Annotated in this window: 16 protein-coding genes and 3 pseudogenes; 10 read left to right on the top strand and 9 right to left on the bottom strand. The window is 60.5% G+C overall.

Annotated features, from left to right (window positions below; genetic code table 11):
• Positions 1-83 precede the first annotated feature (83 nt).
• Positions 84-536 (bottom strand): SgcJ/EcaC family oxidoreductase, encoded by a 453-nt coding sequence (locus tag N2599_RS35780; protein WP_260308610.1) that lies wholly within the window; start codon positions 534-536, stop codon positions 84-86.
• Between the two features lie 183 nt (positions 537-719).
• Here N2599_RS35780 and N2599_RS35775 point away from each other — a divergent pair, with 183 nt between their 5' ends.
• The 4 genes from N2599_RS35775 to N2599_RS35760 are packed head-to-tail and all read left to right on the top strand — an operon-like array spanning position 720 to position 5,300.
• Positions 720-1,853: a sensor histidine kinase gene (locus tag N2599_RS35775; RefSeq protein ID WP_167333921.1), complete on the top strand. Its 1,134-nt coding sequence runs from the start codon at positions 720-722 to the stop codon at positions 1,851-1,853.
• Complete coding sequence (locus tag N2599_RS35770) at positions 1,850-2,503, top strand: response regulator (protein ID WP_027511268.1); 654 nt, start codon at positions 1,850-1,852, stop codon at positions 2,501-2,503. The genes N2599_RS35775 and N2599_RS35770 overlap by 4 nt, the downstream gene beginning before the upstream one ends.
• Entirely contained in the window at positions 2,500-4,845 is a 2,346-nt protein-coding gene (locus N2599_RS35765) for an ATP-binding protein (RefSeq protein ID WP_037142525.1), read from the top strand. The genes N2599_RS35770 and N2599_RS35765 overlap by 4 nt, the downstream gene beginning before the upstream one ends.
• On the top strand, positions 4,842-5,300 hold the full coding sequence (locus N2599_RS35760; RefSeq protein WP_027511270.1) for a response regulator: 459 nt from the start codon (positions 4,842-4,844) through the stop codon (positions 5,298-5,300). Before N2599_RS35765 ends, N2599_RS35760 begins: the two co-directional genes overlap by 4 nt.
• A 53-nt stretch (positions 5,301-5,353) precedes the next feature.
• Here the strand turns inward: N2599_RS35760 and N2599_RS35755 are convergent, their stop codons facing one another.
• Both N2599_RS35755 and N2599_RS35750 read right to left on the bottom strand, forming a co-directional pair.
• Positions 5,354-5,914 carry a hypothetical protein gene (locus tag N2599_RS35755; RefSeq protein ID WP_027511271.1) on the bottom strand — a complete coding sequence of 187 codons (561 nt, stop codon included), beginning with the start codon at positions 5,912-5,914 and terminating at the stop codon, positions 5,354-5,356.
• Positions 5,915-6,045: 131 nt separating this feature from the next.
• A complete protein-coding gene (locus tag N2599_RS35750) occupies positions 6,046-6,690 on the bottom strand; it encodes a transcriptional regulator (protein WP_027511272.1) in 645 nt (214 codons plus the stop codon).
• A gap of 117 nt (positions 6,691-6,807) precedes the next feature.
• On the opposite strand from N2599_RS35750, the pseudogene N2599_RS35745 reads away from it, so the two are divergent.
• From N2599_RS35745 to N2599_RS35735, 3 pseudogenes are all read left to right on the top strand, one after another.
• Positions 6,808-7,585, top strand: a pseudogene (locus N2599_RS35745) (acyl-CoA carboxylase biotin carboxyl carrier protein subunit); the annotation flags it as partial.
• Positions 7,585-7,939 (top strand): annotated as a pseudogene (locus N2599_RS35740) (MaoC family dehydratase); the annotation flags it as partial. The pseudogenes N2599_RS35745 and N2599_RS35740, both read left to right, overlap by 1 nt.
• Position 7,940: 1 nt before the next feature.
• A pseudogene (locus N2599_RS35735) lies at positions 7,941-8,159 on the top strand (CoA ester lyase); the annotation flags it as partial.
• A 36-nt stretch (positions 8,160-8,195) separates the two neighbouring features.
• Here the strand turns inward: N2599_RS35735 and N2599_RS38085 are convergent.
• The 6 genes from N2599_RS38085 to N2599_RS35705 all read right to left on the bottom strand — a co-directional run bounded on the left by N2599_RS38085 (position 8,196) and on the right by N2599_RS35705 (position 13,588).
• Positions 8,196-8,369, bottom strand: a complete 174-nt coding sequence (locus N2599_RS38085) for a BA14K family protein (protein WP_132568515.1) — start codon at positions 8,367-8,369, stop codon at positions 8,196-8,198.
• 204 nt (positions 8,370-8,573) lie between these two features.
• The gene (locus N2599_RS35725) at positions 8,574-8,930 is read right to left on the bottom strand and encodes a hypothetical protein (RefSeq protein ID WP_027511275.1); all 357 of its coding nucleotides are present in this window, start codon (positions 8,928-8,930) and stop codon (positions 8,574-8,576) included.
• Positions 8,931-9,005: 75 nt separating this feature from the next.
• A complete protein-coding gene (locus tag N2599_RS35720; RefSeq protein ID WP_027511276.1) occupies positions 9,006-9,845 on the bottom strand; it encodes a DUF3313 domain-containing protein in 840 nt (279 codons plus the stop codon).
• A gap of 148 nt (positions 9,846-9,993) precedes the next feature.
• On the bottom strand, positions 9,994-11,448 hold the full coding sequence (locus tag N2599_RS35715; RefSeq protein ID WP_027511277.1) for an efflux transporter outer membrane subunit: 1,455 nt from the start codon (positions 11,446-11,448) through the stop codon (positions 9,994-9,996).
• A gap of 140 nt (positions 11,449-11,588) precedes the next feature.
• On the bottom strand, positions 11,589-12,899 hold the full coding sequence (locus N2599_RS35710) for a HAMP domain-containing sensor histidine kinase (RefSeq protein ID WP_027511278.1): 1,311 nt from the start codon (positions 12,897-12,899) through the stop codon (positions 11,589-11,591).
• A 2-nt stretch (positions 12,900-12,901) separates the two neighbouring features.
• Positions 12,902-13,588, bottom strand: a complete 687-nt coding sequence (locus N2599_RS35705; RefSeq protein WP_027511279.1) for a response regulator — start codon at positions 13,586-13,588, stop codon at positions 12,902-12,904.
• Between the two features lie 234 nt (positions 13,589-13,822).
• On the opposite strand from N2599_RS35705, the gene N2599_RS35700 reads away from it, so the two are divergent.
• The 3 genes from N2599_RS35700 (at position 13,823) to N2599_RS35690 (ending at position 19,392) form a co-directional block, all read left to right on the top strand.
• Positions 13,823-14,896 (top strand): efflux RND transporter periplasmic adaptor subunit, encoded by a 1,074-nt coding sequence (locus tag N2599_RS35700; RefSeq protein ID WP_027511280.1) that lies wholly within the window; start codon positions 13,823-13,825, stop codon positions 14,894-14,896.
• Positions 14,896-18,042 carry an efflux RND transporter permease subunit gene (locus N2599_RS35695; protein WP_027511281.1) on the top strand — a complete coding sequence of 1,049 codons (3,147 nt, stop codon included), beginning with the start codon at positions 14,896-14,898 and terminating at the stop codon, positions 18,040-18,042. Before N2599_RS35700 ends, N2599_RS35695 begins: the two co-directional genes overlap by 1 nt.
• Positions 18,043-18,255: 213 nt before the next feature.
• Positions 18,256-19,392: a patatin-like phospholipase family protein gene (locus tag N2599_RS35690; RefSeq protein WP_051336663.1), complete on the top strand. Its 1,137-nt coding sequence runs from the start codon at positions 18,256-18,258 to the stop codon at positions 19,390-19,392.
• The last annotated feature ends 75 nt before the right edge of the window (positions 19,393-19,467 follow it).

The raw sequence follows: 19,467 nt of genomic DNA, 5'->3' as shown, positions 1-19,467 counted from the left end.
GGGCCGAGGGTCGCCTTGGCTAGTTTATTTTCTCAGTGCAAGGAGCTTGGGGAGCGCGAGACTACCCGACGCTCCCGTACATATTAGCCCGCGGGCTTCTCCGGCATAGCAGAGGAGTGATGTGACGAGATCAGCCACTTGCCGTCCTTGAACTCGTAGGTAAAGGTGTAGCGCGCCGGAACCTTGCTACCATCCTTCAAAGTGAAGGTATAGTTGCCGGTGTCGAGCGCTTCGTTGCAGCCAAGCTTGATCGTGCGGCTGTCGATTTCGCCGTACGGATGCTTCTTCAGGAAGCTCACGAAATAGTCCCGGCGCTCGTCTTGCGTCAGGCGCGGTTTGTTCGACAGTGTCGGGAGGAGGACTGCATCAGGCGTATAGTTCTCGACGACTTTTTCTGGATCCAGGGTTGCCAGCGAGGAGGTCCAGCGATCAAACAACTGCTCGACCTGAGGCTTGGTGATCGGCGCACATTCCTCTGCAAGAGCAGGCGTCGCCAGCAGGGCACTAACAAAAGCGGCAAGCAGATGTCTTTTCATTTCAATCTCCATCGTATGACATTATCTCTCCGGCGATTTTCTTGCCGGCCTGTCAGAGATGGTTTGCCGCGATCCGCCGCGCGTCTGCCGGATGGCTGCAATCGCATATGCCGAACGGCCTATGCATTGTGACGGATGGCTTCCTATCTAGGGCATGTCAAACTTCTTAAGGACAGGGAATTCGTGCAAGACAAAGACTACGAGGGCATAGCGTCTCCCATTCGCGAACTGCGGCGTCTCTATCGCGATGCGGAAGCCAAGGCCGCTCGTCTGCGGCTGATCGTGGACGTACGCAAGGTACTGGACCGTGGCCCTTTGGATACGGCGATGTACGAGGCGTTATCCGCTATTGCCGGCTTTGCCGGAGCGAGCACGGCCACGATTCGCTCGCAAACCGGCACAGCTTGGCAATTTCCCACCCGGAGCGCCGCCGGCGAGGAAACGGCTGAGGGGGCCGACCCGGTAGCCGTCTGCAAGGCATGGATAGGCTGCGAGATGCTGGAACTCCGGCTGTCACGTCTCGCCTTCCCCATGAATGAACAGGATCGTGAGGCGATCCAGATCGTGACGGATCAGCTCGCCGCCTTTCTGGCAGCAGAGAGCCAGCGCATTCTTCGCGAGCAACTGACATCCGACCTCCAGGCACGCGAGCGCGACCTGGCGCGATTGATCGAGGCAATGATCGGCGCGCAGGAGCAGGAGCGGCGCAGGATTGCCTATGACCTCCACGACGGCGTCGCGCAGTCTTTGGCGAGCCTGCTGTTTCGGTTGGAAGCCGCGGTGGTTGCCATGGAAGATACACAATCGGCAAAAGATGCAATCGAAGGCGGCATCGAAATTGTTCGAACGTCGATCGGCGAGGTCAGAGGCGCAATCGGTGCCCTTCGTCCCGCGGAACTGGACGATCTCGGCCTCGAAGCAGCACTTCGCGCCCGCCTGGATGATATCCAGTCGGTCCAGCTTTGCTTTCATTCGGACCTGAACGGCTACCGCTTGCCCGGCGCGCTCGAGGTGAGCCTTTACAGAGTGGCGCAGGAGGCCTTGGCAAATGCCGTAAAACACTCCGGCTGCAGCCGGATTGACCTGCGGCTTACGTTGGACGAGCCGCAGTTTGTTACCCTCTCCGTCGCGGATAACGGCTGCGGCATCGCTGACGCTCTCGTCGTCAAGCAAGATGGAAGGGGCGTCGGTATGTCGGCCATGCGCGAACGAATGGCACTGATCGGCGGCTCCATATCAATCCGATCGGGTCCCGGCCAAGGAACGGTTGCCGTCGCTCGAGCGCCTATTTCCGGTCCCGCAAAGGAACTCGCTTGAAACGCTACCGAATATTGATTGCAGACGATCATGAGCTAGCTCGGTCGGGTCTTGTCGCCGTGCTTGCAAGCGCTCCCGACCTGGAGATCGTTGGCGAGGCGCCAGACGGCATGAGCGCGGTAACTCTCAGCGAGAGTCTCCGACCGGATATTGCCCTGCTCGACATACGGATGGGCAGCATGGATGGCCTCGAGGCCGCAGCGGAGATTGGAGTCCGATCGCCCGAAACCCGCATCATCATGCTGACCATGCATGACAGCGTGGACTATCTTGAAGCCGCCATCAAGGCTGGGGCCAGCGGCTATGCATTGAAGGACATACGGCGCGACGAGTTGCTGCAGGTGATTGCCAATGTCGCGGCGGGGCAGTCTTTCTTCAACGTCGACCTGATGCGTCGCCTGCTTCGGCGTGTTTCTCCCGAAACACCCGGTGAAACCACCATTGAGCGGCTGACCGTTCGCGAGCGTGAAATCCTAGTCCGGCTCACCACCGGCGAAACGAACAAGGAGATCGCCAAGTCGCTCGACATTTCACCCGGCACCGTTAAGGTGCACGTCGAACGCATCCTCTACAAATTACGGGTGGCCGATCGAACGCAGGCGGCGGTCATGGCGGTAAGGGCCGGCCTTGTGGATCGGGACCGCCTATGATCGCTTCACGCTTTTTCGCCTCCATCTCCAAGCGGTTTCTGGACCAGCCGCTTGCCTACAAAGGTCTTATCGTCATTGCCGTGCCGCTGATCTGCTTCCTGATCGCGCTGGCTTCGGTTTTCCTTGCCGACCGGGAAAGTCGCCGGGCGGAAAACTATGTGCGCGTTACTTTCGCCATCCAGTCAGATATCCTGGAGCTGCACGCACTGCTTGCTGAGGCGGCCTCGGGGGTGCGCGGTTTCCTTCTGACCGGCAACGAGGCGTTCTTGGCGCCCTTCAACAAGGCAAGCGTAGAACTGCCAACGGTGCTTTCCAGCATGCGTCCTTTGATCAGGGACAGCGAACAGCGTGCACGGCTCGACGAGATGGAACCGCTGGTGCGCCAGAAACTGGCAGGCCTCAGCGCCTTGCGTGACGGCAGCGGACGACCGGAAAAACCGGCCCTGGACGACATTCGCAAAACCCTCCTCGACAACAAGGTCTTGCTGGACACGCTTCGGACAAAGATCAACGAGATGCGCGAACGGGAAGATTTTCTTTTGGCCGCGCGCACCGGTGAAGCAGACGCCATCCGTGACCGCTCCAAATGGATCACTTTGGTTGGCGCCTTGTTCGGTCTGCTCGGGGGCGTCAGCGCAATTATGCTGATGTCGAACGGCATTGTTCGGCGCGTGGGCGCACTGCAGAAGGAGGCGCACAAGCTGGCCAGCGGACAGGATCTCCAATCGATTCCGGCAGGACGCGATGAGCTTGGCTCGCTTGCAACGGCCCTTCAGGAGGCAAGCCGCTTGCTCAAGGCGCGCGAAGAAGCTTTGCGCGAAAGCGAGGAACGGTTCCGCCTACTGGTCGACGGCGTGCATGACTACGGCATTTTCGGCTTGGACGAAACGGGCCGTGTAGTCAGCTGGAACGTCGGCGCTGAGCGGATTACGGGTTATAGGGCAGACGAGGTCATAGGCGGGCATTTTTCCAGATTTTATCCGGAGGATACACGCCAAACACATCCGGCGCAGGAACTGGCACAGGCGCTCGCCTTCGGCCGGGTCGAGAACGAGGGGTGGCGCATTCGCAAGGATGGAGAGCGCTTCTGGGCCAATGTCGTCGTCACAGAGTTGAAGGACGAGCATGGCAATTCACGAGGCTTCTCCAAAATCACCCGGGACATGACCGATCGAAAGAAATCCGAGGAAACCCTGCAGGCGGCACGCCGGGAAGCTGAGCGGGCAAGCCAGGCCAAGAGCGAGTTTCTTTCGCGGATGAGCCACGAATTGCGTACGCCGCTCAACTCGATCCTCGGCTTCGGCCAGATCCTCGAAATGGACATGGAAGATCCGGACGCTCAGTTTTCTGTCAGGCAGATTCTGACAGCCGGCCGGCACCTGTTGAGCCTGATCGACGAGATCCTCGACATGGCGAGGATCGAAGCCGGACGGATGGACCTGGTGCTCGACACTATCGATGCGGGGGAGGTCTTGCAGGAGGCCTTGGCGCTCGCCCGTCCTTTGGCAGAGGAACGAGCGATCGACTTGCGTCTCGACGATACGCCACTCGGGCAGACATTTGCGACCGCCGACCGCCGGCGGCTGTTACAAGTTCTTCTGAACCTCCTGTCGAATGCCATCAAGTTCAATCGCGCCAGCGGCGAGGTCAGGATCGTCGCGCGCGCAGTTGGCTCTGATGTGTTAGTGGTGGATATCTGTGATACCGGATCCGGCATTTCGGCTGAGGGCGTGGAACGGCTGTTCCGGCCATTCGAGCGGCTTGGAAAAGAACGCAGCACGACAGACGGCACGGGGCTGGGTCTTGCCCTGTCCAAACATCTCATGGAAGCGATGGGCGGACGATTGGATCTTACGGGAACGTCGGCGCAGGGAACGATTTTTTCTCTCCATTTGCCAATCGCAACTGAGGAAAGGATGGCGGAAGAAATGGGCCTGACGCATGCGGTTGTGTCGGTACCGGGCGACATCATGATTGCCAATGTACTATGCATTGAGGACAATCCTCAGAGCCTTAATCTGATCGAGAATGTGCTGACGCGCCGTTTTGGCTGCCGTGTGATGCCGGCAATGCTTGGTGAGCTGGGCCTGGCCCTGGCTCTGCAGCACAAGCCGGGCCTCATCCTTCTCGACCTCGATCTTCCGGATATGCGCGGCCTTGATGTTCTTCAGCGGTTGCGAAGCGATCGAAGGACCCGCGCGATCCCGGTCGTGGTAATCAGTGCCGATGCCACGGTGGCGACCCGGCAGAAGGCGATGATGGCCGGGGCCACGAACTATCTCACCAAGCCGCTTGACCTTCGCCTTTTTATAAAGTCCGTGGAAGCCATCGGATGCAATTGAACACGACTATCGAAATTCCCGCCGACGCAAAGGTCCTCATCATCGACGACGAGGCGGCCAATGTCGCCCTCTTGACGCGCCTTCTGCAACGCGAGGGCTTTCAACGGCTGAGTTCTACATTCGACCCGCGCAGTGGGCTGGACATGTTCCGCGACATAAAGCCCGATATCGTGCTGCTAGATCTCATGATGCCGCACATTGACGGGTTTCAATTGCTGGAGGCGTTTTCCCGTCTTGTCGGTCCGCATAACTTTGTTCCCATCGTCGTGCTGACGGCGGACACGTCAATAACGACGCGACGCCGGGCATTGTCATTGGGAGCCAAGGATTTTCTCGTCAAGCCGCTGGACGCGGTCGAAACCGTGCTCCGTATCGTCAACTTGCTTGAGACCCGCTTTCTCTTTCTCGAGCTGCAACGACTGACAGGAGATATCGTTGACGGTGGTGTCCGATAGTCGTGCCGGCTGAGGGCATATTGGCCGGTCGGGCGCAGCGGTTAATGACACGTTCAGCGTTCGAACCGCTCCAGCATCCTCCTCAGTTGTGCATTTTGCAGCTGAAGCTTGCGCGCCAGCTGGTCCCGCAGCAGCCTGATCTCTTCATCAAGGCGGATTGCATCGTCAGAAACGGCCGGAACGGCTGGAGAGGGTGGCGGAACGGCTTCACCCCCTGCCGCTTTCTGGCCCCGGGTGCTGCGCTTTCGCGTTGCACCTTCGCCAGTCTGAGAGGGTTTTAATGCGTCGTGTTCGGCCGTACCGGCCTCATCGGACAAGGCCGGATCAGCCACCTCCACGGGCCTGGCGCCTTCGGTATCTGCCGCGCCATGGATACCGCTTGCCGTTTCTTCGGAATGATCCGGGCCCGCTGACACCGCCTCCGATTGATCGTGAAGGGCGGGTTTTTCGTCGACCCGAGGATCGGCGGTGTTGAGCCCGTTGTCGGCAGCCGTTTCAGTCGGTTTGGCGATGGCCAATACGTCCGGCTTCACGTCATCGGTCGGGCCGTGTTCTCGGCGCTGCTGACGTCGCGGTGACACAAGCCGGGCAAGAAGTTTCCATGGAGACGCCATTTTATTCGACCTCGTATTCTACCCCGCATGCAGGCTGCGAGCAAAAGCGTTGGCGGCGGGACTAGCCGCCGCCAAGATGTTCGTCTCGATAAGCATGAGAATGCGGCCGGCGCTTGACCGGCTGCTGCCAATCAACCGAGGTTGAGCCGCTTTCGCAGATCGGCATTTTCAGCACGGAGCTTCTCGGCCAGCAGCTTGCGCAGTCTTTGGTTTTCCTCTTCCAGCTGCAGAAGATCCGCAAACTCATCGACTGCCGCCACCGACGGTGCGGTCGCTGCCTGCACGGCCTTCGGAGCACGTTTGACGCTTGTCACACCCTCGTCAGACTTTGCCTTGCGTCCTCTCTTCGGCTTTCCAGCTGCGGCATTCGAAGCCGCTGCCGGCTGCGCCGAAACTGCGGCTGAGGCCGTCTCAGGCGCCGCCTTCCTGGCGCGAGGTTTGCGCTCCTTCTTCGGTGCGGGCGCCGCTACGGCCGGCGTCTCGGCGTCAGTCATCGTATTGTTGTCGTCGGCCATTATGGTCTCCTGTAAGGCCGATGCATTTGTCTCCTGCTCAATCGGCGGTGTCAACAACGCCGCCGCCTGTTGTTCTCCGGCGAAAGACATTCCGGTGCTGCCAACCTGGGAAGTTTCCGGCAGGAATGGCATTGCCTCGTCCTGCAGATCCTGCGCAACGGACTTGAGATCCACGTCTCCCCAGATCGAGTTCGGATTGGAATTGAGTTTTCGCCGACCAGATCTATACTCGACGGCAAAGCTGCGCTGGACTTTTTTCACTTTGAGAGGCCTTGGGTGTCTGCGGTGATGTTTCGGCGACGTTTTCAGCATCGCAACAAGCCCTGCAGATAACCACTATCGCCCCGGCGGTCCAGACCCCTGGCGTCACCCGGCCCTCTGCGACTGCCAGAAACAATCCTTGTCGATGGCGGCGTCGAGCAAGGGGATGAAGTCCCCGCCTTCTATGACCCGATGATTGCCAAGATCGTTGCGTATGGGCCGAACCGCGACGCCGCACTTTCGAAGCTCGCAGCCGCGTGTGCCGGCATCGAGGTCTGGCCGGTCACATCCAATGCCGGCCTGCTTGCCCGCATCGCCGTCGATCCGGATTTTTGCGCTGCTGAGTCCGATACCGGCTACCTCGACCGCCATGGCGATAGGCTTGTGGGGACGGCGCCGAGCAAAGCCGCGATCGACACCGCGGCTACTGTGGTTTCGAGAAATACGGATGGCTTCCCTGGTCCGCGCTTGCCGAGTTCCGCATCGCCGGCCTGGATGATAATAGAGTGCGCGTCAGTATCGGCGATCACCTCCTTCGGGGGCAATCAGGTCCGAAGCTTGAGGCAAATGCCGTCACGATCGGTGAAACGACGATGCTTTTCGACGCCGGCAATGCCTGGCCGATCAGCCTGCCCATCGCAAACGAAGTCGAGGCAAGTCAGAGTGCCAGCGATGGCGCGATCCTTTCGCCCATGCCCGGCCTCGTCATTTCGGTGGATGTCGCCGAAGGCAATCGTGTCGCCAAGGGGGACCGCCTGCTGACAGTCGAAGCGATGAAAATGGATCATTCGCTGCGTGCGCCCTTCGACGGCATCGTCGAAAAATTGCAGGTTTCCTCGGGGTCAGGGTCCCGGAAAACCAGCTGATCGTCAGCATTGTGAAGGAGCAGAATTGATGGCCGGCCGTTATTTCGACGAGAGGACGGTCGGCGACCGCATAGCCCACGACATCCGCCGCACGGTCACCAAGGCCGACAAGCTGCTCTTCACGACGCTCTCTCACAATCCGCAACCGCTGCATCTCGATGCCGACTATGCGGCCGGCGCCGAATTCGGCCGGATCATCGTAAACGGCACCTTCACCTTTGCGCTCACCGTCGGCCTTTCGGTCGGCGACATCACGCTCGGCGCGCTCGTCGCCGATCTCGGCTATGACACGGTGACGATGCCGAAGCCCGTCTTCATAGGTGATACCCTGCATGGAAACTGAGGCGATGGAGCTGCGTCGCTCGAACTCCCCTCCCGATGCCGCGGCGCGACGGCTTTTCCAGCGTGATGGCCATCCACCCAGCCAGGTCGAAGTGATCAATCACGCCTTCACGCCGGATTCATCCGAAATCGCCGGGGCGGAAAGTGGCCGCCGCCTTTGCCGCCAGACCCGACGCAGGCGTCATTCAGCTCGACGGACGCATGCTGGACCTGCCACATCTCAAGCTCGCGAGCCGCATCCCGGAGATATCAGGCCGATAGGGCAAACCGCACCAACGAAGCGAGAGCCGTGCCAACTCAATTGTAGGGGGAGTAGCATTGTCTGCGCGAGCCCCCGTAGGGCTGAAAACTATTATCATAGGCTGAATACGACCGATAACGGCGCGCGCACCAGTCATAATGTCTTCCGTCATATCGGATCGAATAGTCCTCAGCTGGCGGCGGAGGAGGCGGAGGAGGCGGAGGAGGCATGACAAACGGTGGCGGCCCTAGAGGACCTGGAATTGATGGAATGGGCGGCCCAACTTGCGCCATGGCAGCCGATTGCACTGCCAGCAGCAACGAGATCGCGGTGAACATCCGGAGATATTTCATCAGTCTTCCTCATACCCACGCCGTTCAAAAGCGTGATCTGTTTCCTGAACTTCGTTACGCGCCACAGAGGCAGGCTTGCCATCAACGGCTAAACTTCAGGTCCGGTTTTTCACCGTCCCATCCCTGAAGTCCGCCGGGAACCGACCGGAATCGAAGGCATCGTGTGCCCATCTTGCCGGATATGCACATCGCGTCGTCCTTGACCGTCCAGGTGATGGAGAGCGTGAATGGCAACGGGCCGCGAATGCTTCCGGTGCCGTCTTTCTTCAGAGTGAATTTGAGAGTCTTGCCATCCGGCGCAAGTGCCGACCAGGGCGCTCCATCGGCAAGGATTTCGGCGGCCTTCTCAGACGGCAGGAACTGTTCCTGCGCTGAGGACGACGGACTCGCCGCAAGAACTGCGATGACCGCCCCCGCAAATCGTAGATATCTCTTCATGTCGATGTCCTTTCATGATTGTTTGCTGAAGTACCGCAGTCGCCGGCGCTGCGGGTGATTGAGGACTGTCGGCAGCTATTGAGAGGCCGTCGCACCCTTGTCGCTCCAGCTTGGCGGCAAACCGAACTGACTGGCGACCGCCCCTTTGATACCGGGCGCAGCTCCAAATGCCTTGCAGGCATCGTATTTCGGCTCGCTGCCGAATGCCGCCTTGATCTTTTGCATCAACCGGGTGGACGACGTTCCCTTGAACGGGTCCTGACCCTTCACCAGCATGCGGCTGAAATCGGCGCCGAATGCTGATGAAAGGGAATAGGCATCCCCGACCGCGGATATCCGTGCCTTTGTCGTCACCATGTTCGCGCCGCGTGACCAGATCATCGCGGCCTGCTGAGAACCGTCCTGGCCGACCGCTTCGGCTTCTGCCGACAAACCGCCGAGACCGATCGGAATCCTCGGGATTGGAACGTGAGCCACAGAAGCGCCGAGCGTGGCGACAGTGGAGGTCGCGGCGATCGCCTGGTTCGTCGCGACGATGTCGGTGACCATCGCGTGGACAACGAGGTCCGCCGGCTGGTTTAGACCCATGACCTTGAACCGATTGCTGAGGCCCATACACAGCGCCCGGTCGACGGCGTTGGTCAGGAGTGCCAGGTCTTTGGCGTCGAAGGAGCCGCGAGCACTTTCCACCGTGGTGGGAACGATGCGCACTGTCTGCGCGGCGAGTACGACCGGCGAATTCACGCGCAATTTCGCCTTGGTCAGAGAGCCGCCCGATGCCACCATTCCCGTGTAGGATCCAAGGGACGTCCCTTCCTGTAAGGGGACGTTTGCGCAGGAGGAGAGCGAAGCGAAGAGGACGGCGCAGATTGCCGCCTGCACGGGAATTTCCACTGCTTGAACGTTGAAGGTCATTGGCGAATCTTTTGAACCGGGACTGTGGGTTCTGTTTTAGAGACGCCAACGTTAATGGCTGTAAAGCCTGTGTAAAGTTGAGTAAAATCGTGAAATCCAAGGTCCGCAGGCGCCGTTTGCCTTGCACCGCGGGTGGCCAGGTGGTCCATCAGCCCGACTTCGCCGCTCGCTCGGAAGCGACAGGCGCTTGTCGGGACAGATAGCCGGCACCCACGGCGACATAAAGATCCACATAATCCTTAGCAACTTGCTGCACGGTGGCTGCGAGGCTTGCCTGAGCATCGGAGACGGATCGTTGCGCGTCCAGGACATCAAGCAGCGACGAGGCGCCGTCTGTATAGCTCGTCGTTGAAAGCGCGAGCGCTTCCTGGGCGGTTTCCACCTGTCTGCGTAGCGGCTCCAACGTCTGCGCGTCATGGCGAACGGCCGACAGGGCGTTTTCCACCTCTTCGACCCCATTCAGCACCGCCGCTTTCCAGGCGAGATATTGGGTTTTGGCATCGGATTTTTCGATGTCGACATTCGCACGCAATTTGCCGCCATCGAAGATCGGCAGGTTGAGCGTCGGTCCGAAGGACCAACTGGTCAGGGTTCCACCGCTGGCACCGGATGATTTGACCCAGCTCGGCGAGATCGACCCGGATAGGGAGATCGACGGGTAGAGCTGGGCTTCGGCAGCGCCGATATCGGCAACGGCCGCCGCTAGATCGCGTTCGGCCTTGCGGATATCGGGACGGTTGCGGATGAGATCGGCCGGAATGCCGGCTCGAATGTCGCCGCGGAAGACCGGCTGGCCCGCACTCCTCTGCAGCTCATTCATCAGCGAGGCCGCCGGCATCCCGAGGAGCAAGGCGATGTGGTGGGCCGAAACGGTAAAGCTCTGTTCGAGGCCGGGGATATCTGCCTTCGTTGACCGAACAAGGCCTTCGGCCTGAACGACGTCAAGACGAGAGGCCGCACCTGCCTTGAGCTGCAGCTGCGTGAGTTCGTAGGTCTCCTGACGGGATTTCAAATTCGCCTTCGAAAGCGCGACGCGCTGCTGATAATAGCGGGCGTCGACATAGCTCGAGACGAGGTCCTTCAGAAAGGAGAGCTTCGCATCATCGGCCGTTGCGTAGGCGGCCCCAAGCGAGGCGATTGCGCTCTCTCTAGAGCGACGGTACTGGCCGAAGAGATCGAGCAGCCATGAAAGGCTGGCCTCGCCGCCTGTCGTATTCGTGGTGCCGATCGTCGTACGCTCAGAACCCTTCTCACCCGACACAGTGTGCGATGCGTCGACATAGAGGCTCGGCAGACCGCCGGCCCCGGCAACCGTGACATTGGCGGAGGCCGCGTTGATGCTCTCGATCGCCTGCAGCACATCGAGGTTCTCGCTGAGGCCCTGAGCCACCAGGCTGTCGAGCTGTTCGTCACGATAGGCCGTCCACCACTGCGCCGTCACGACATCGCCGTGGCTCTTGCCACCACCCTCTTTGAATTTAGCAGGAAGCGGCGTCTGTGGGGGGACGTGATCCGGGCCGCTGACGCAGCCTGCCAACAGAAGCGTGAGTGCCGATGTGGCGTAGCGGAGGGATGGTATTCTTGTGCAGAGCGACGGAGTCACTGGCGAGCTTTCTGAACCGGGATCGTAGGTTCAGGCTTAGCGGCGCCAACGTTAATGGCGGTAAAGACACTGTAAAGTTAGGTAAAGTCTGGTTGCACGTCTCGATTCCACCGAGCTGCGCGGCCTCGTCCACCACCGCCTCAAGCTTCGTCGAGTGGTCGCCAGGCGTGGTCGTCAGCCAAGCCATAGGGCATCGGTTTCCTGGGAAGCTCCAGGGTGATTGCCAGGCCACCGGTATCAGGCAATGACGCATGCACACGCCCGCCGTGGCGCTCGATGGCCTGCCTGGTGATTGCCAGACCCAGGCCGTATCCGCCTCTTGGCACAGCCTCTGTCCCACGTGAGAACGGCTGGAAGATCCGTTCCAGTTCGTCTCGCCTGACACCTGGTCCCTGATCCGTGACGCAGATTTTGAGGCGGTCGGCCGTCGCCTCGCAAGCCACTGATATGCGCGAATGCTCGGCCGTATACTTGAGGGCGTTGCGGACGACGTTTTCGAGCGCCCTGTAGATCAGCTCACCTTCGACCTCGGCGCGGAAGGTGCCCTCGACACTGGTTGTGATCGAGACCTCCCGTGCCTGGGCTTCGAATGCCGCGTCGCCGAGGATTTCGTTCAGCAGCTCGATGACATCAAGAGTGTGCGTCTTCAGCGGCCGGCTGGATCCCGCCGTCAATCTGGCAAGCGTCAGAACTTCGCCGACCAGCGCGTCCAGCCGTTCGACCTCCCGGTCCATGCGGTCCAGCATGGCGCCGAGTTTCGCCGGGCTCTGCCGGAGGACGCCGACAGCGGCCTGCAGACGGGACAAGGGCGAACGCAGCTCATGGGACACGTCATGGAACAGCCTCTGCTGCGCATCCTGCAGCTCCTGAAGCCGGGCGGCACTGGAATCGAAGTCATGCGCAAGCGCGGTGACTTCATCCTTCCGGCCGGCCATCTTGTCACCGATGCGGAAATCGAAGCGGCCATTGGCGAGCGCACTCAAGCCATCACGCAGATGCACGACGGGACGAATGAGGTATCGGGCGAGTGCGCCTGCCGATATCGTGCTCGAAATCAGGATCGTGAGCCAGGGCAAGAACGGGCCGAAGTTCTCGAAGGTGAACGTCGCTTGGGCCGGCAGGGAAATCTGATAGCAAACCCCGTCCTTCAGGACGGATCTTGTGTCGACGGCTTTTGGAACCGCACAAGCATCGGCTTTCGCGGCTTTGGAGATCGTCAGGCCAGGCGGAAGCGTCTCTTGGCTTGTGCGCACGAAATGCGCGGCGGCATCTTCGCCATCTCTCGCGAGCACGTTTGCTGTCAGGTTCAGGGCGATCGCTCGCCGCTCTTCCTCCAGTTCGCGCGCAAAAGGAACCCCTTGGAGAAAAATGACGAGCAGGAAGATCACGCCCACAGTCGCCGCCATCGTCAACCAGATCGTCGTGAAGAACTTCCAGAAAAGTCGGGGCATGGTCAGTCCACGAGAAGTTGATAGCCCTGGCCGCGAACGGACTGGATCCAGGATTGTCCATCCTCCCTCAGTCCGAGCTTCTGGCGAACGCTACTGATATGGACGTCGATACGGCGATCGAACGGGGTCAGCGGCTTGCCGAAGGCCCGCTTCGAAATGTCCTGCTTCGACACGAGCTGGCCGGCGCTGCGGGCGAGGACCTCGAGCAGGCTGAATTCCGTGCCGGTCAGTTCCAAGGTTTCGCCGCGCCATTCGGCGATCCTGCTGGCCGGATGGATCACGAGTTTTCCCGCCCTTATCGTGTCGGTCGTCGCGCCGGCTGACGGCTGACCAACCCGACGGAGGATGGCGCGCAGTCTCGCCGCAAGTTCGCCCGGCGAGCATGGCTTCGGCACATAGTCGTCGGCGCCGAGATTGAGACCCGATATCCTGTCGACGTCATCGCCCCTTGCGGTCAGCATCAGCACAGGAACCTGGCTGAGCTTCCTGATCCTTTGCAGAACTTCGATCCCGTTCATCCGAGGCATCATGATGTCGAGCACGATAATATCGACCGCATTGCCGGCAGCCGCCGCAATGGCGGCGCGACCGTCCGTATCCGTGACGACGTCATATCCTTCTTCGAGCAGATATTCCTGCAGAAGCGTCGTCAGCTCGGCATCGTCGTCGATGAGGAGAACCTTGTTCATTCACTTCGTCCGTCATTGATCCTGGTGAGCCATACAGCACAAACACAGCCGCGCGACCGAGTTTTACCTAACTTAACACTAACTTGACCGCACTTAACGTTCGCCCCGTTACTTATCCTGCCATGACATCACCGCGAGCCAGGATCGGGTGCCTCCACATGAGCTGCAACCCTTCATCGAGTCGGCGCAGATCGGGAAAAGGCACCAACGCCTTTGACCACAAGGAGTGGATCGTTGAGAAAACCGCCTGGAGTATTCGCTACCGCTCTTGTTGCGGCAACGCTCCTGCTTCCCCTCCGCAGCGCCATGACGGATCAGTCCGCGGCACCTGCCCTTACCGTCTCCCTCGTGGCACCGGCTCAGCGAGACTGGCCGGAGACCGTTCCCGCAAGCGGCTGGCTGAAGCCCTGGCAGGAAGCCATTATTGCTTCCGAGACGAGCGGCCTGCGCGTAACCGAAATCCTGGCTGAGGTCGGCTCCGTTGTTAAGAAGGGGCAGATACTCGTCCGGCTGTCGCAGGACAGCGTGCTGGCCGACCTTCGCAAGCAGGAGGCGGCCGTCGTGACCGCTCAGGCAAACCTGACAAAGGCGAAGGCCAATGCGGATCGGGCTCGGCAGCTTCGCTCTTCCGGCGCCCTCTCGGATGAGAAGATTATCGAATATTTCGCCGACGAACAGACGGCAACGGCAAGTCTTGCGTCCGAAGAGGCGGCACTCGACAGCCAGAAGATCAAGCTCGACCAGACAACCGTCACGGCCGTCGATGACGGCCTGATAACCTCGCGATCAGCCGAACTCGGCGCCGTCGTCTCATCCGGCACCGAGCTGTTTCGTCTGGTCCGCCAGCAGCGGGTCGAATGGCAGGCCGAGGTTTCGGCTCGTTACCTTTCACGCATCTCGGAAGGATTGAGCGTCGACATCGACGGGCCGGACGGACGTCTCCTTCAGGGCAAGGTAAGGCTCGTCGGACCTTCGATCAACACCAATACAAGCCGGGCGATTGTCTATGTGGCGCTTCCCCAGGATGTTCAGCCGCGCACCGGTCTTTACGTCACCGGCACCATCGAACTGACAACCACGCCGGCGCTGACGGTTCCGGAGACGGCGATCGTTTTCCGTGACGGGATAAACTATGTCTTCACGGCCGGCGAGGACAAGCGGGTAAGACGGGTGCGGGTCGAGACCGGCCGCCGCATCGACGGCGAAGTCGAGATCGTGTCCGGCATAGACTTCTCGGCGAGAGTGGTGACGTCGGGCGGAGCTTTTCTGTCGGACAACGATCTCGTGAAGATTGCGGGAGAAGGTTGATGAATTTTTCCGAATTTTCGATCCGCAATCCCGTACCGGCAATACTGCTTTTTGCGATGCTTGCCGGCGGCGGCTTGCTGGCCTTCCAGCATCTGCCGGTTCAGAACTTCCCGGATATGGACCTCCCGACCATCAAAGTTGCCGCGACGCTCGACGGTGCTGCGCCGGCGCAGCTCGAAACCGAGGTCGCCCGCACGATCGAGGACAATCTTGCCTCGTTGAGTTATCTCGACCACGTCACCACCACGATCACCGACGGCACGGTGTCGATCAGCGTGTCCTTCAAACTGGAGAAAGACAGCGAAACCGCCCTGAACGAGGTCCGCAACGCCGTGGACAGCGCAAAGGCCGATCTGCCGGCGCAGATGCAAACGCCAAGCGTCACCAAAGTCACCGTGCAGAATTCGGCGCTGGTCACCTATGCCATCCAATCTGCCGTCCTCAATGAAACCGAGCTTTCCTGGTTCATCGACAACGATCTGACCAAGGCGCTCCTGTCGGTACCGGGCGTCGGACAGGTCAATCGCATCGGCGGTGTCGACCGCGAAGTTCACGTCGACCTCGATCCGACGACGATGGCCGCATTCGGCGTGACGGCGACCACTGTGTCGGCGCAATTGAAGTCGGTTCAGGCTGATACTTCAGGTGGCCTTGGGGAGATTGGCGGCACCCGTCAGACGTTGCGCACGCTCGGCGCCGTAGCATCGGTCGATGCTCTGAAGGCGCTTAGAATTCCCCTGGCCAACGGGGAGCAGGTTCGCCTCGACGACGTCGCATCCGTCACGGACAGCTTCGCGGAGCGTTCTTCGATGGCCTATCTCGACGGCAAACCGGTGGTCGCGGTCGAGATCAAACGCTCGAACGGGTTTTCGGACAGCGGTGTCGCGGCCGATGTCGACACGGCAATGAAACGGTTCGCAGCCACGCACTCCAATGTGCAGATCGAGGAAGCGTACAGCACGGTCGGGCCGATCGTCGATAACTATAATGGTTCGATGCACATGCTGTACGAAGGGGCCGTCCTGGCGATCGTCGTCGTCTGGCTCTTCCTTCGGGACTGGCGTGCGACGATCCTGTCCGCCGTGGCGCTGCCGCTGTCGGTCATACCGACCTTCCTTGTCATGTATCTGGCCGGCTTCGGCCTGAATATCGTCACGTTGCTGGCGCTTTCGCTGGTGGTCGGCATCCTTGTCGACGACGCCATCGTCGAGGTCGAGAACATCGCCCGTCACTTGCAGATGGGCAAGCGACCGGTCGACGCCGCTCTCGAAGCCGCCAACGAGATCGGGCTCGCCGTTATCGCAACCACTTTCACGCTCGTCGCCGTCTTCCTGCCGACGGCCTTCATGAGTGGCATTCCGGGACTTCTGTTCCGCCAGTTCGGGGTTACTGCCGCCGTTGCGGTCCTTGCCTCGCTCGTCGTCGCACGCCTGCTGACGCCGATGATGGCCGCCTATTTCATGAAGGCCCATCCCACCGAGGAAAAAGACGGCCTGCTCATGCGCACATATCTCGCAATCGTGAAGGCGGCCATGAGCCACAGGAAGATGACGGTGGCCGTGACTGCCATCGTCGTCGGACTTTCGCTTGCCACCATCCCATTCCTGAAATCCGGCTTCCTGCCCGCTTCCGACGACGCGCGAGCTCAGATCACGCTCACCATGCAGCCAGGCGCCACGATCGAGCAGACGGACGCCACCACCACGAAGGCCGCCAATATCGTCGGCAAGCTCCAGGACGTCACGCATGTCTTTTCCGCGGTCGGTTCAGCATCCTCGGGCGGCGGCCCCGACTCCAGCACCACGAGCAGCGTCGGATCCGCCACTATTGTTGCCGTGCTGTCACCCATCGGCGAGCGCGATCGCAAGCAGTCGGAGATCGAAAACGACATCCGGCAGGCTCTCGCGGTCCTTCCCGGCGTGCGGGTCGCGGTCGGCAGCGGCAACGGTACGAAGCTGGAGATCACCCTTGCCAGTGATGATGCCAATGCGCTTGACAGCGCAAGCACTGCGCTCGAAGAGCAGCTCCGCACACTGCAGGGGATCGGCGCGGTGACATCGACCGCAGCCAGGCAGGCGCCGGAGATCCAGATCACGCCCGACTTCGCGCGCGCCGCAGCGCTCGGAGTGACCTCGAGCGCCATCGCCGAAGCGGTGCGCGTGGCGACGAATGGGGAATATTCCGCCGATCTGCCAAAGCTCAACCTGCCGCAGCGTCAGGTTCCGATCGTCGTTCGCTTCAGCCCCGAGACACGCACGAAGCTCGACGACATCAAGAACATGCGAGTGTCTGGAACGAACGGCAATGTCGATCTCGGATCGATCGCCGATATCCGGATCGGCGGCAGTCCGTCGGAGATCGACCGCATCGACCGAATGCGCAATGTCACCCTTTCCGTCGAACTCAACGGCCGCATCCTGGGCGACGTCAACGGTGAGGCGCAGGCCCTGCCGGCGCTCCAGCGCCTGCCGCCAGGGGTCATCCTTGTCGAACAAGGCGAACTTCAGCGCAGTTCGGAGTTGTTCCAGAGCTTTGGCCTTGCAATGGCGATCGGCGTCTTCTGCATCTATGCGGTTCTCGTCTTGCTCTTCCACGACTTCCTGCAGCCGCTCACCCTTCTGATGGCCCTGCCGCTCTCGCTCGGCGGCGCGCTCGTCCCGCTGGTGGTGACCGGAACCAGCTTCTCGATGGCGGCCGTCATCGGGCTGCTCATGCTCATGGGAGTGGTCACCAAGAATTCCATCCTTCTCATCGAATATGCGATCATGTCGCGCCGCCAGGGCATGTCGCGGTTCGATGCCCTCGTGGACGCCTGCCACAAGCGCGCCCGGCCGATCGTCATGACCACGATCGCCATGGCAGCCGGCATGCTTCCCGTCGCTCTCAGCCTGACGGGTGGCGATTCGAGTTTCCGCCGGCCGATGGCGATCGTGGTGATCGGGGGGGTGATGATGTCGACGCTGCTCAGCCTCATCGTCATCCCTGTCATCTTCACCTTCGTCGACGACCTGCAGGAGGCGCTCAAGCGCCTCGTGCGCGGGCGCGGGCCGGATCAGGAAACCGCTAACGACGAACCGCATGCATGCAACGATCACGCAGCGATCGCATTGAAGCCCGAGCTTTCGAAGCGAGGGCGTGTTCAGTGACGAACCCTTTTCTCCGCAAGCGACTGGCAAGATGACCCAGGTGAAGGCGATGCTTGTTGATTTCCGTGGCAACCTCTTCGGTCGCGTTCCCTCCCCCGGGAACGGGGCCGCGGGACGTAGACCCCCGCAGGCGGCCCTGGGCCGCCTGCGCGTCCTGCCACCTGTTGGGAGGCGGCCCGGTGATGGAACGGCGTGCCCTTGAAGAGGGGCCTCATGCGAGCACTTATCGCGCTTATTCCGATCGCCTTCATCTTGTCCGCATGCACGCAGACGCTGGATAGAGCCGTTAGCGCAAAGGAGGCGGAAAATGCTTCGGTCGCTGGGTATGGCGAGATTCGCTCCTATCTCGACGTCCGCCCCGACGAAGCTCCACGAAATACTCTCGACTGGGCGCCGGCGACCAAGCGGAATAGACTCGACGCTCTGATGATCTCGGGCGGCGGCGCGGGTGGCGCCTTCAGCGTCGGCGTTCTCTCAGCGTGGAGCGCCAAGAAGTCTCGCCCGCAATTCGATGTCGTCACCGGCGTCAGTACCGGTGCCCTGATTGCACCTTTTGCATTTCTAGGATCAGCTTATGACGACACCCTGATACATCTTTACACAAGCGGCATCGCCGAAGACCTTGTCCGAAGCAAACGAGCCGGCGGATTGTTTGGGCAAAGCTTGCTGAGAGCCGATCCATTGAGACGGATGATCGAACGCTCGATTACTCCCGCGATATTGCAACAGGTTGCAGCCGAACATCGCAAAGGCCGCCGTCTCCTTATCCTAACTACCAATCTGGACACCCAGCGTGCCGTCGTGTGGAACATGGGCGTCATCGCAAACAGCGGCCGGCCTGACGCGTTGAGACTGTTTCAGGACGTCATGGTGGCCTCTTCAAGCATACCAGGAGTCTATCCGGCGGTCATGATTGAGGTCGAGTCGCAAGGGCGCCATTTCAAGGAAATGCACTCAGATGGAGGGTCCGCGTCTCCGGTCCTCACGATTCCACAATTTCTGCTGACAAGTAGCACCCGTCTGGCAGCCAAAAGGCAAAGCGTCGATTTTTATGTGATTACCAACAACGCACTCATGCCGGAATATGTTATCACGCCGGACAAAACGCTGTCTGTGATCACAAGGGCATACTCGATCTTCGTCAAATCGCAGACACAGAGCGCGCTGACGGCCCTCTACAACTACTCCAAACTAACAAACGCACGTTTCCATCTCGCCTCGATCGACGTTCAAGTGCCCTATTCCATGCGCGATCCATTCAACACCAACTACATGCGCGCCGTTTTTAATCTCGGATATGCCGAGCTCTCCGCCGGAACTCTGTGGAGGAATAGACCGGTATTTCGGTGATAGCCGACTACGATCGGCCCTATCCTGCACTCGAGGCGAGAACTTCGCACGACTCGCTGATCACCCGATCGCATG

It is taken from the genome of Rhizobium sullae, assembly GCF_025200715.1.
Classification (GTDB): Bacteria; Pseudomonadota; Alphaproteobacteria; order Rhizobiales; family Rhizobiaceae; genus Rhizobium; species Rhizobium sullae.
This window is presented reverse-complemented; position numbering and strand designations above follow the sequence as displayed.